Source organism: Microbispora sp. NPDC004025, from assembly GCF_053604425.1.
Genome location: NZ_JBSGHN010000008.1, coordinates 161,734 through 173,860, shown reverse-complemented (window position 1 = coordinate 173,860; position 12,127 = coordinate 161,734). Strand labels below are relative to the sequence as shown.

Sequence of the window (12,127 nt, the reverse complement as noted above, 5' to 3'; positions counted from 1 at the left end):
GGCCCCCGGACGCGGAAACCCCCGGGACCGCGTGGTCCCGGGGGCCGCGCCGCCGTCACTCAGAGCGTGATGCTCCAGGAGTCGAGGTAGCCGGTGTCGTAGGTGTACTGGTCACGGACCTCGAGGGTCCAGGTGCCCGCCGCCGTCTGGGTGACCGGGACGGAGTAGGCGCGGGTGCCGAACGACGTGCAGCTCAGTCCGCCGCTGGACTTGACCGTGTAGTAGGTGCCGTTCGGGCCGCGGAGCCTGATCCGCAGGTCCTCGGCGCAGGTGTGCGAGATCGTGATGCTCAGCTGCACCGGGGAGACCGCCGTCCCCGTGGCGGTCGAGGTGATCGAGCTGTTGATCGTGGTCAGGTCGCTGATCGTGTAGTCGGTGCCGTTGGTGAACGTGCGCCCGCCGGAAGTGCCCGACACCGTCAGCGTGTACGCCGCGGTGTGGCTGCCCGACGATCCGCTGCCCGTGACGGTGACGGTGTAGGTGCCGGGCGGGGTCGAGGCGCTGGTGGAGACGGTCAGCGTGGAGGACCCGCCCGAGCTCACCGACGACGGGCTGAAGCTCGCGCCGGCGCCGGACGGAAGCCCGGAGGCGCTGAGGCTCACCGTCTGCGCGCTGCCCGAGGTGGTGGCCGTCGCGACCGTGGCGGTCGCCGACTGACCGGGCGTCACCGTGCCCGCGGTGGGGCTGAGCGACAGGGAGAAGTCGCTGCCGGAGGAGCTGCAGCTCGGCTCGCCCGACTGCGCCGGCACGCCGGCGGCGCTCCACGCCGCCTTGGTGGCCGCGCACTCGGCGCTGCTCGCGCCGTACAGCTCGACCGCCGCCGCCAGCGACGCGGTCCTGACGTTGACGTACTTCCAGGTCGAGGTCTTGCGCATCAGCGCGCCCATGTAGATCTTGCCGGCCTTCTGGATGCCGATGCCGGTCACCGAGGAGCCGCCGGAGCAGATCGGGCTGCTCGGCTTGCCGCCGCCCGGGGACGAGCCCTCGGCGAGCAGGTAGAACCAGTGGTTCAGCGGACCGGCCGCGGAGTGGACCTCCGTGCTCGGGATCGAGGAGGAGTAGCAGTTGGGATCGCCGGCGAGGGACGGGTTGTACATGTAGCGGATCGGCCCGTCGCCGACGAGGTCGACCTCCTCGCCCACCTGGTAGTCCGGCGGGTCGTTCGGGTTGTTGGCGTACGCCTCGGTGAGCGCTCCGAAGATGTCGCCTGTGGCCTCGTTCAGGCCGCCGTTCTCGTTGCCCGAGCCGGCGCTTCCGGGGGTCGTCTGGAAGATGGCGTGGCCGAACTCGTGCGCCACGACGTCGATCGGAGTGGCCTGGCGGGCGTTGTCCTGCGAGTGGCCGAAGTTGGTGTAGCTGCCGTTCCAGTACGCGTTGACCTGGTTGAGGCCGACGCGGGCGGGGAAGCCGCCGCCGTTGCCGTTGATGCCGTTGCGGCCGAGCCAGTCGCGCAGCATGTCCCACTCGCGCTGCACGCCGTAGAGCGCGTCCACGCAGGCGGTCTCCAGGTTGGTTCCGCCGCCGTTGCCCCAGGAGTCGTCGGTGCCGGTGTAGGCCGAGCCGTTCTGCCCGCCGCATCTGAGGCCGCTGCGGGTGGAGTCGGTCATCGAGTACGACGTGCCGGAGCCGCTGGTGTTGATGGTGACCGTGCCGTAGTAGTAGCCGTTGCCGGTGCCGGCCCTCACCTGGTCGTAGGAGTCGGCGATCTCACCGGTCGTCGCGTCGACGAAGACGTGCTGGATGCTCGGCTTGCCGTCGGCGATGCCGGAGACCACGGCCTCCCACGCCAGGCGGGGCTGGGCGCCCCATGCCAGGACCACCAGGCGCGGTGCGGCGCTGTCGTCGACGCGCGACAGCACGGTCTTCGCCGTCGCCGTGGCGGTCTCGGCGGCTACCGTCGGCGAGGTCGGCACGCCCAGGGGGAGGGCGCCGGAGGCCGCCTCCGAGTCGCGCACCCGCCCGTTGGCGTCGGTGACCACGACCGCGTCGCCGCCCACCACGGGCAGGCCCTTGTACGCGCGCTCGTAGGTGACGTAGAACATGCCGCCGCCCGCCGTCACGGCGGTGCGCCGGTAGGTCTCGCTGGGGGACACACGCAGGTCGTCCAGGCCGCTCGCTACGGCCTGGTCGGCCGCGGCCGCGGCCCGCTGCGCCGGGTCGTCGGCGAGGGACCTCACCGCGGTCTCGCTGCCGGGCGGGGGCTTCGCGGCGGCGGCGGTGGGGGGTGCCACGACGCCGGTCACGGCCAGTGCGGCGGCCGCCGCGAGCAGTGCTGTGCGCCTCATGGGCGTCTTCCTTTCTCTGCCTCCCACGCGGCGTCCCGCCTTATGGGCGGGCACCGGCGGTCGCGCGGCCGGGAGATGAGCCCGGGCGGCCGACGCCGTGGGAACTGGGGGGTGATGAGAGAAATGGAGGGGGATGTCCGCTGTGCGGGGTACGACCGGACACGTCTCTCCCATGGCGGGAAAGGCTGGGAGAAAAGGAGGGTTCTACGTCACGTGGCTCCTCGCTTCGCCGACCCGGCCGGGAAAACCGGCCCGTGCGCGACGTTAGAACCATGGTCGGGACTCGAACATCCGTAGCGATATCCGTACATCTACGGAAAAGCGACTGCGTTGGTGCGTAGGGCGTAAGAAACGGCCGCCGAGGCGGATGGCCGGGGAGTGGCACTAGCTTGGGGGGCCATGGAAAGGATGACCGAGGCGGAGTGGCGGGAGTTCGCGACGAGCGGCACCAGGACCGGCAAACTCGCCGTCACCAGGGCGGACGGCCGGCCGCACGTGACCCCGATCTGGTTCGCCCTCGACGGGGACGACGTGGTTTTCACCACGCACGAGAGCAGCGTGAAGGCCCGCGAACTGCGGCGTGAACCACGCGCGGCCCTGTGCGTCGACGACCAGCGGCCGCCGTACTCGTACGTGATGGTCGAGGGAGAGGCGACGCTGTCGGACGACCTCGACGAGGTGCGTCACTGGGCGACGGTGCTCGGCGGCCGCTACATGGGGGAGGACCGGGCCGAGGAGTACGGCAGGCGCAACGGCGTCGCGGGGGAGTTCCTGGTGCGGTTGCGCGTCGTCAGGGTCGTCGCCTTCAAGGACGTCGCCGGCTGACCGCCACGCCGGCCGATTCCGCGCCGAAGGCCCGCACGACGATGGGCCACCTCGCCGCGCACACCTCCCGGGCCGAGCCGCCGACGCCGGTGACGAGGACCGTGCACCGAGAGCCCGGCCTGCCGGCGACCTCCGTACACGCCGAGGGGCGGGTGGTCCCCGCCCCTCGCTGGCCCTCGCTCGGAGGAACCTACTCGTCCTTGCCGGACGTGCCGCCCTTGCCGGGTTCGGCCATGCGGCGGTGCACGGCGGCCTTGGCCGTGTCCGGGGTGACGCGGCCCGCCACGGCCTGGACCTTGTTCATGAAGGACCCGGCGACGACCTTGTCGTCGCCCTTCATCAGCGCGTCGAAGCCCTGCCGGGCGACCTCGGCCGGGTCGTCCTTCTTGCCCGAGCCCACCCGCGTGTCCTCCATGCCGGCCCGCTCGAAGAACTCGGTGTCGGTCGGTCCCGGCAGGAGCGAGGTGACGGTGACCCCCGAGTCCTTCAGCTCGCCCCGCAGGGCCTCGGCGAACGAGTGGAGGAACGCCTTGCTGGCGGCGTACACGGCCTCGAACGGCCCGGGCGTGAGCGCGGCGACCGACGACGTGAACAGGATCTTCCCCGTGCCGCGGGTGGTCATGGCCGCCACGGCGCGTTTGGCCAGGTGCACGGCGGAGGTGACGTTGAGCTCGATGAGTTCGAGCTCGGCCTCCAGCGAGGTCTCGCGGGCGAAGGCGCCGCCCACGCCGACGCCCGCGTTGATCGCGACGGCGTCCAGCGGGCGCCCGGCCGCGACGGTCGCGGTCCACAGCCGCTCCACCTCGTCGTAGCGGGTGAGGTCGGCGCGCACCGGCGTGACCTGCCCGCCGTACTCCTTCAGTGACTCGGCGGCGGTGGTGAGCTCCTCGTCCTCCGCCGTGACCACCACGTCGAAGCCGTGCTGGGCGAACTGCCTGGCGAGCTCGTAACCGATGCCGCTGGAGGCGCCCGTCACGAGCGCCAGGGGCCGTTCCGTCGTCGTCATCTCTCCTCCTTCACGTCGTTCCGTCCGCCCTTTCCGCACATGGCGCGGACCGCGAGCGCCAGCGTGGTGCCGTACACCACGTGCGCCGCGGCCATGACCACCGGGCGGCCGCGCGCGGGGTCGCGCGAGGCGGGCGGCAGGATGTTCAAAGCCGGCACCCACCCCTCGTAGGCGCCGAGCCAGATCAGCAGGGCGTAGCCGACGCCGAGGGGGACGCCGGCCCCGCGCCCGCGGGTGAGCAGCGCGAACGCCGAGCCGCAGGCGGTGCCGAAGCCGAGGTGCGCGGCGGCGCCGAGGACGTTCTCCCCGGGTTTCGGCCGGTGCCGGTGGCCCGGCAGGGCCGCCCTCACGATGTGCTTGGGCGGCTGGCCCGGCATCAGGCCGGTCTTCTGCCCGGCGAGCATCACCGCGCTCATCGTGACGGTGGACAGCGCGCCGGCGGCCGCGCCGCGTACGAGTTGGCGGATCAAGGTTCTCCCTCCACGGAGGCTGCTACAGACGTCGGGAGAGCTTCTCGGCGAGTCCCGCGGGATCGGCGACCGTCACGGTGAGACCGGGATGGCGCAGCAGCCCGAACGGCTCGCCGCCCCGGATCGGCTCGTGGAACCGCACGCACAGCCCGCTGCGGGCGTTGGTGGCGAACGTCAGGCCCCGGTCGGCGAGCGACACGTGGACGCCGATCGCCCGGAACGGGGAGTAGGGGCCGGTCGTCTCGACCCCGGAGACGTTGGCCAGCGGGGTCTCGGTCACCCACGGCCCGAACCGGACCCGCAGGGTGCCCGGGCCGACCAGGACGCCGGCGGTGTCCGGGCGGATGCCCAGGACCGACAGCAGCGGGGCGAATCGGGGGTCGAAGTCGAAGGCGTAGCGCTGCGGTTTGCCCGCGGTGGTGTCGTCGGTCATCGCCACCCCTCCCGGCGTCTCGGGTCCGGGCCCGGGATTCGAGCACGTGTGCCGCGGGCCCTGTCGTCGCGGCGCCGCCCCCGGCTCCCGCCGGGCAGGCGCCCCAAAGCCGCCATACCCTCCCGACTGGGATCAAACAGGGCGCGTCCCGTCCGGGTGCGAGCGCCCGGCCTCCCTCCTGCGTGGATGGCGACTTCTGCTGCGCGTGGGAGAAGTACTGACAGCTGGAGCAGGGTCTATCTCACTCCTGTCAGTAACTTTTTATGTTTGAGACGAAAGTCTGTCAGATTGTTGACAAAGTTTCGAGACGCGGCTCACACTTCCGGAAGTCATCGCGTTAATCCGTAGATCATCGCCTCATCGGGGTCGGCGCTCGTGGGGTCGGCGCTCCAAGGCGCGATGCGCTTTTCGTCCCGACAAGAGGAGTGACATGCGATCCTCTCGCACACGTCCCGGGCTGCGGTCGCGGTCGGCTCTGGCCGCCGCCGTGCTCGCGGTGCCGGCCCTGGTGCTCGGCTCTCCGGGTGCGGCCTCCGCCGCCGAGTCCGGAGCGGCGCCCGTTCTCGACGCTGCCACGCTGTCGCCGGCCGCCGAGCCGAACTACAACGGCGCGACGAACACCGCGTACACCCCGTCGACCACGACCGGGGCCAACGGCTGGTTCACCAACGGCGAGGTGACGCTGAACCTGTCCGCCACGGATGACGACGCCGTCGCGTCGTTCCGCGTGACGGTGGGTACGGAGGCCGCCGTCGAGGTCCCGGCCGTCCGGAACGGCACCCGCGGCACGGCCACCTACGTCGTCACGGGCGACCGCAACAGCACGGTCCGCTACGTGGCGGTCGACGCCGCCGGCAACGCCTCGGCCGCCAGGACGATCAGCGTGCGGATCGACACCAAACCGCCGGTCGCCGCCTGGCCGGGCGTCGTCGGCGGCAAGGTGCCGCACAGCGCGGCGGCCTCGTCCATCACGCCGACGCGGACCGACCCCACCCCCGGGTCCGGCGGCACGGCGGTGCGGGACATGTGGGTCGACGACAAGTGGACCTACCCGCTGCCGCTCGACCCGGCCACCCTGTCCGTCGGCGCGCACACGTGGGCGGTCACCCTCGGCGACTCCGCCGGCAACGGCGCCAAGTACACCCTGACCTTCGAGATCACCACCTCGGTCGCGGACCTGCGCGCCCTCGTCCAGCGTTATGTCACCGCCGGAAAGGTCTCGGCGTCGAACGGCGGCCGCCTGCAGGCGCTGCTCACCCAGGCCGACGCCGGCGGCGACGCCGCCGTGGCCGCGCTGACCCGCTTCGGCGCGCTGGCAGCCCAGGTCGTGCCCGAGGGCTACATGCGCGACTCCCTCGTGAAGGACGCCGCCTACCTGGTCGAGGAGCTCCGGGGGGTCGAGCACCCCGCCGTGGCCACCGGCGTCACCGTGAGCGCGGCGCGCGGCATGGAACGCGCTCCGTTCCGGCTCCCGACCGAGTCCGTGCGCAACGAGAAGCCGAAGTTCAGGGTGCTCGCCTTTGGCAACAAGCCGGGCGCCTTCCGGCACGAGCACATTCCGCTCACCATGGCCGTGCTGCAGGACCTGGGCCGGGCCAACAACTTCGACGTCGACGTGTACGACTACCTCAGCCCCGACGTCTCGGTGCCGAACCCCTTCGAGAGCATCGAGCGCCTGTCCCAATACGACGTCGTCATCGGCGTCTCGAGCGTCGGCAACGACACGTTCTCCACGGCCCGGCCCACCGCGGCCGACCCCAACGTCAAGGTGAACGAGCAGGCCGTCCTCAAGCAGTACATCAACAACGGCGGCGGCTTCGTCGCCCTGCACGGCGCCACCGACTCCATGCACCAGTGGGACTGGTACAAGGGCCTGGCCGGCGGCGAGTTCGACAACCACGGCTCCAACGGCGGCGGCATCCAGAACACCTGCGGGGCCTGCAACATCGGCGAGCTGGTGACCGAGGACGGCACCAACCCGGCCACGCGTCAGTTCCCCGAGAAGCTCAAGATCGTGGACGAGCTCTACAACTGGACCTTCCTGCCGCGTGAGAAGGTTCACGTCCTGCAGACGCTGAACGAGGCGTCGTACGTCGGCAGCATCGGGGCCGGCGCCGGCCGCGTCGAGGGCGCCGACCACCCGATCTCGTGGTGCCAGAACTACGACGGCGGGCGCGCGTTCACCCAGGCGCTGCTGCACAACTGGGCGAACACCCTCGACCCGTTGTTCCAGAAGAACATCCTCGAGGGCGTGAAGTGGGCCGCCGGCCAGACCGAGGCGAACTGCGTCAGCCACGAGGAGCTGCGCAAGCTCGTCGCCGCCGGCGCTGCGGACGGTTCCGTCGGCGCCGACCTGGCCGCCGGCCTGAACCAGGCGCTCACCGCGTCGTACGACGCCTACCGGGTGAAGGACTACGCCGATGCGCTCGCGCAGGCCAAGGCGTTCCGTCAGCTGGCCGGCTCCACCCTGGGCGGACGTGCCCACAGCACGATCGTGGACCGGGCGCACGAGCTCGTCGAGTGGATGAAGGTGCTCGACGACAAGAGCGTGCACCTGAGGATCGTGTCCCAGCCCAAGACGACGGCCGTGGGCAACGGTGAGGACGCGGTCTTCGCCGCGCCCGCCGAGGGCCGCAACGTCGCCTACCAGTGGCAGGTGAAGTCGCCGGGCTCGTCCGAGTGGGCCGACATGGCCGGCGAGACGTCGTTCGCGATCGCCGTCACGGCGACGCGGGAGCTGTCCGGCTCCGAGTATCGGGTCCGCGTGACCGACCCGACCGGCGAGATCGTCTCCCGTTCGGCGTCCCTCAAGGTCAGCGGGCGCTGACCCCCGCTCCGGCGGCCCGGGCGCGCACCGCGCCCGGGCCGCCGGAGCCCGCCCCACGAGACAAGGAGTGGATCGATGCGCCAGGCCCTCACCCGGGTCGCACTCGCCGCGCTGTCGCTAGCGTTCTGCGCCGGGTGCGTCGGATGCGGCGCGTCGCCCTCCGGCACGTCCTCCGCAGTGCGCCCGGCCGCGACCGGCTCCGGGGCGGACGGCACGGCGTCGTCCCCGGTCACGTGCGACATGCGACCGCGCACGCCGCCCGGCGAGACGACCTCCTGGACGCACCCGGCCCAGTCCTTCTACAGCCCGTCCGACCAGGACATCCCCACCAGGGCGAGCCTCGACCACCTGCTCGTCAAGGACGACGCCCTGGTGATCGAGTACTCGGCGCGGCTGCCCGCCGCGTCGTTGCGGGCGCTGCGCGACTGGACGTACCTGCAGACCGCGACCGTGGCCGTGCCGGGGGACGACTCCGCCGCGGTGCGTGCCGTGATCGCCTCGACCGAGCTGGTCTGCGACGGCGTCGACACGATGCGGCTGTCGGAGCTGGCCGGCAGCAGGGCCCTCGGCCAGGTGGCCGGACACGGCGACGCGGGATGAGGGCCGCGCCGGCACCGGCCGCGGTACGGCCCCGCACGCACGGAGCCCCGGCCGGGAGGGCCGGGGCTCGGAGAAACGTGCGGCGGCGCACGTCAGTCGGTGCTGATGGCGTCCACGAGGTCGCCCACCGGGCGGTCGGGCAGAGCGCGGGCCACGTCGGCCAGCGCGACGATCCCCACCAGCTCGTGGCCGTCGATGACCGGCAGCCGCCGGACCTTGTGCGTGGCCATCGTGTTCAGGATCTCGGCCGCGTCGTCGTCCGCGCCGATCGTCACGGCCTCGCCCTTGGCGAGCTCACCGGCCTGGCACGACTTGGGGTCCTTGCCCTGGGCCAGCACCTTCACGACGATGTCGCGGTCGGTCAGCACGCCCTTGAGACGGTCGTCGGTGCCGCAGATCGGCAGCGAGCCCACGCCGAGGCGCGCCATCTTCCGCGCGGCGTCGAGGACGGTCTCGTCCGCGTTCACGCACTCGGCCCGGGGGGTCATGATGTCGCGAGCGGTCGTCATGCGTTCTCCCTTCTTTCGTGTGTCGTCCGCGCGGCCGGAGGACGGCCGCGGGAAGGAACCCCGGCTCACACCCCGTCGGTGACCGTCCCGCGAGCCGGCATGACCGCGGCCACGCCGGACGACAGCCGGACGATGTCGTGCGGGAACGAGATCTCGCGCCTCCAGGGGGAGTAGGGGACTCCCGCCGCCTACCCCCGACGGCACGGCGTACACGGCCATCCGGATTCCGCCCCGAATTACACCGATAGTGAATCGGTGCGTACGCTTGCGCGTCATGAGTGTGATGGTGCGTAACAACGTGCGAATCACCGGCCGGCCGGACGGCCGCCCGATGGTCTTCGCCCACGGTTTCGGGTGCGACCAGAACATGTGGCGCCTGGTCGCTCCCGCCTTCGAGGACGAGTACAGGATCGTCCTGTTCGACTACGTGGGGGCCGGCGACTCCGACCTGTCGGCCTACTCCCCGGAGCGTTACTCCTCCCTGCAGGGCTACGCGCAGGACGTGCTGGACATCTGTGCCGAGCTCGACCTGACCGACGCCGTCTTCGTCGGCCACTCGGTGAGCGCCATGATCGGCGCGCTGGCGGCCATCAGGGAGCCGGCGCGGTTCGGGGCGCTGGTGATGGTCGGGCCCTCGCCTCGCTACATCGACGACGAGGGCTACGTCGGCGGCTTCAGCGCGGCCGACATCGAGGAGCTGCTGGAGTCGCTCGACAGCAACTACCTCGGCTGGTCCAGCGCCATGGCCCCGGTCATCATGGGCAACCCGGACCGCCCCGAGCTGGGGGCCGAGCTGACCAACAGCTTCTGCCGTACCGACCCGGACATCGCCAGGCGGTTCGCCACCGTCACGTTCATGTCGGACAACCGGGCCGACCTGTCCCGGGTGCCGGTGCGCAGCCTGATCCTGCAGTGCTCCGACGACGTGATCGCCCCCGTGGAGGTCGGCAAGTTCGTCCACGAGAACCTCCCCGGCAGCGAACTGGTGCTGATGCGGGCCACCGGGCACTGCCCCAACCTGAGCGCGCCCGAGGAGACCATCTCCGCGATCAAGGCGTTCCTGTAGGTGAGCCTCGCCGAGGAGGACTTCGAGGATCTCTACGAGCACGCGCCCTGCGGCCACCTGTCCACCCTGCCCGACGGGACGATCGTCCGGGTCAACCGGACGCTGCTCGAGCTCACCGGGTACGACCCCGGCGCGCTCACCGGCGGCATGCGGATCCAGAACCTGCTGGCCGTCGGCGACCGCATCTTCTACGAGACCCACTTCGCCCCGCTGCTCGCGATGCAGTCGGTCGTCCGCGAGATCGCGGTCGACGTGCGCCGCGCCGACGGCACCCGGCTGCCGGTGCTGCTCAACGCGGTGATGCGCGACGATCCGAGGGTCATCCGCTTCTGCGTCTTCGCCGCGACCGACCGGCGGGAGTACGAGCGCGAACTGCTGCGCGCCCGCCAGCGGGCCGAGCGGTCGGAGGCCGAGGCGCGCGAGCTGGCCCGCACCCTGCAGCGCAGCTTCATCCCGCCGGCGCTGCCGACGATCCCGGGGCTCCAGGTCGCCGGGGCGTTCCGGCCGGCCGGAAACGGCGAGCTGGTGGGCGGCGACTTCTACGACATGTACGAGACCGCCGGCGGCTGGGCCCTCGCCCTCGGCGACGTGTGCGGCAAGGGGGTGGAGGCCGCCGTCGTCACCAGCCTGGCCCGCTACACGCTGCGGGCCGCGCCGATCCGGGAGCCCAGCCCCTCGGCGGTCCTGTCCGCGCTCAACCGGACCCTGCTGCGCGAGCGGGCGGGCCGGTTCGTGACGGCCGTGTACGGCCAGCTCGCGTCCGCCGGCCCGCACTTCCGGCTCACGCTCTCCCTGGCCGGTCACCCGCCTCCGCTGCGGGCCCGGGGAGAGGCGGTCGGCGAGATCGGGCGGCCGGGCAACGTCCTCGGCCTGCTGCCCAGCGTCAGGCTTACCGACGTCGACGTCGATCTCGCGCCCGGCGACGCGGTCCTCTTCTACACCGACGGCGTCGTCGAGGCGCGCAGGGACGGGGAACTGTACGGCGAGGAGCGGCTGCGCCGCCTGCTGGGCGATGCCCACGCCTTGGAGGCGGACGGGATCGCCGACGCGATCGTGGACGACGCCGTCGCCTTCCAGTCCGGGCTGACCCGCGACGACATCGCCCTCGTCGTGCTCAAGATCCCCGGCTGACCCGCCCGCGCCGGCAGACGCGGGACGGCGACTGGTGATTTCCCCGATGCCGTGGCCCGAACCGATCGCGAGACTCCTGTCATCCCCCACGGCAAGGAGATCTCATGCGTCGGATCGTCGGCCCCCTCCTCGGCCTCCTGGCCCTGCTCGGCTTCCTCGCTCCCGCCGTCCCCGCCCAGGCCGCCGCCCACAACCCCGTCGTCTTCGTCCACGGTTACACGGGAAACAGCACCAACTTCGCCGCCCTGCAGGCGTACCTGGTGGCCAACGGATGGTCCGGCAGCAGGTTGTTCGGTTACAACTACAACTGGGCCGGGTCGAACGTGATCAGCGCCCAGGGCCTGGCCGCCTTCGTCGACGACGTCAAGGCCCGTACGGGCGCGTCCAAGGTGGACATCGTCAACCACTCGATGGGCGGCCTGGTGACCCGGTGGTACCTGCAGAAGCTCGGCGGGGCCGCGAACGTCGGCCACGTCGCCTCACTGGCCGGGGCCAACCACGGCACGACCTACGCCGGTGCCTGCACCATCTACGTCTCGTGCATCGAGATGCTGCCCGGCTCGGCGTACATCACCTCGCTCGGCGGCGACGAGACGCCGGGGTCGGCGAGGTACGGCACCTGGGTGTCGCCCTGCGACGGCATCATCATCCCCTACACCAGCACCCGGCTGTCCGGAGCGGACAACCACACCCTCGCCTGCGTCGACCACCTGTCGATCCTGAGCAACGTCCAGGCGATGTCCGGCGTCCGCGACCTGCTCGACAGCTGATCGTTCTCGTGCCCCGCCGGGCGGCCCGCAGGCCGCCCGGCGGCGTCCCGCGATTTCGCCGCCCGCCGCGCCCTCCCCGATCGATAACGGCCCTGCCACAATCGCGGGGGAGACGCGGCTTGTACGCCGCTTCGCGGGCACCCTGGGGTCAGGCAGGAACGGGCTAGCCGGAAAGCGGGGGCGGGATGGCGTGGGCAGCCCGCGC

At 71.8% G+C, this 12,127-nt stretch carries 11 protein-coding genes; 6 read left to right on the top strand and 5 right to left on the bottom strand.

Annotated elements, in window-relative coordinates; all coding sequences use genetic code 11:
* Positions 1-59: 59 nt before the first annotated feature.
* Complete coding sequence (locus ACWEQG_RS21530) at positions 60-2,285, bottom strand: M4 family metallopeptidase (protein ID WP_452287062.1); 2,226 nt, start codon at positions 2,283-2,285, stop codon at positions 60-62.
* A 399-nt stretch (positions 2,286-2,684) separates the two neighbouring features.
* On the opposite strand from ACWEQG_RS21530, the gene ACWEQG_RS21525 reads away from it, so the two are divergent.
* Positions 2,685-3,110 carry a PPOX class F420-dependent oxidoreductase gene (locus tag ACWEQG_RS21525; RefSeq protein ID WP_452287060.1) on the top strand — a complete coding sequence of 142 codons (426 nt, stop codon included), beginning with the start codon at positions 2,685-2,687 and terminating at the stop codon, positions 3,108-3,110.
* Positions 3,111-3,300: 190 nt separating this feature from the next.
* On the opposite strand, the gene ACWEQG_RS21520 is transcribed toward ACWEQG_RS21525, so the two are convergent.
* Genes ACWEQG_RS21520 through ACWEQG_RS21510 form a run of 3 tightly spaced genes read right to left on the bottom strand, consistent with a single transcriptional unit; the run spans position 3,301 to position 5,019 of the window.
* A complete protein-coding gene (locus ACWEQG_RS21520) occupies positions 3,301-4,116 on the bottom strand; it encodes an SDR family NAD(P)-dependent oxidoreductase (protein ID WP_452287058.1) in 816 nt (271 codons plus the stop codon).
* Positions 4,113-4,586, bottom strand: coding sequence for a DUF6789 family protein (locus ACWEQG_RS21515; RefSeq protein WP_452287056.1), 474 nt, complete (start codon positions 4,584-4,586; stop codon positions 4,113-4,115). Before ACWEQG_RS21515 ends, ACWEQG_RS21520 begins: the two co-directional genes overlap by 4 nt.
* Positions 4,587-4,608: 22 nt before the next feature.
* Positions 4,609-5,019: a hypothetical protein gene (locus ACWEQG_RS21510; protein ID WP_363472042.1), complete on the bottom strand. Its 411-nt coding sequence runs from the start codon at positions 5,017-5,019 to the stop codon at positions 4,609-4,611.
* Between the two features lie 430 nt (positions 5,020-5,449).
* Between ACWEQG_RS21510 and ACWEQG_RS21505 the strand changes: the two genes are divergently transcribed.
* Both ACWEQG_RS21505 and ACWEQG_RS21500 read left to right on the top strand, forming a co-directional pair.
* Positions 5,450-7,846 carry a ThuA domain-containing protein gene (locus ACWEQG_RS21505; RefSeq protein ID WP_452287055.1) on the top strand — a complete coding sequence of 799 codons (2,397 nt, stop codon included), beginning with the start codon at positions 5,450-5,452 and terminating at the stop codon, positions 7,844-7,846.
* 75 nt (positions 7,847-7,921) lie between these two features.
* Positions 7,922-8,446, top strand: coding sequence for a hypothetical protein (locus tag ACWEQG_RS21500; protein WP_452287053.1), 525 nt, complete (start codon positions 7,922-7,924; stop codon positions 8,444-8,446).
* 92 nt (positions 8,447-8,538) lie between these two features.
* On the opposite strand, the gene ACWEQG_RS21495 is transcribed toward ACWEQG_RS21500, so the two are convergent.
* On the bottom strand, positions 8,539-8,955 hold the full coding sequence (locus ACWEQG_RS21495) for a CBS domain-containing protein (protein WP_452287052.1): 417 nt from the start codon (positions 8,953-8,955) through the stop codon (positions 8,539-8,541).
* Between the two features lie 274 nt (positions 8,956-9,229).
* Here ACWEQG_RS21495 and ACWEQG_RS21490 point away from each other — a divergent pair, with 274 nt between their 5' ends.
* From ACWEQG_RS21490 to ACWEQG_RS21480, 3 genes are all read left to right on the top strand, one after another.
* A complete protein-coding gene (locus ACWEQG_RS21490; RefSeq protein ID WP_452287050.1) occupies positions 9,230-10,021 on the top strand; it encodes an alpha/beta fold hydrolase in 792 nt (263 codons plus the stop codon).
* Entirely contained in the window at positions 10,022-11,152 is a 1,131-nt protein-coding gene (locus ACWEQG_RS21485; RefSeq protein ID WP_452287048.1) for a PP2C family protein-serine/threonine phosphatase, read from the top strand.
* A 104-nt stretch (positions 11,153-11,256) separates the two neighbouring features.
* Positions 11,257-11,922: an esterase/lipase family protein gene (locus tag ACWEQG_RS21480; RefSeq protein ID WP_452287046.1), complete on the top strand. Its 666-nt coding sequence runs from the start codon at positions 11,257-11,259 to the stop codon at positions 11,920-11,922.
* The last annotated feature ends 205 nt before the right edge of the window (positions 11,923-12,127 follow it).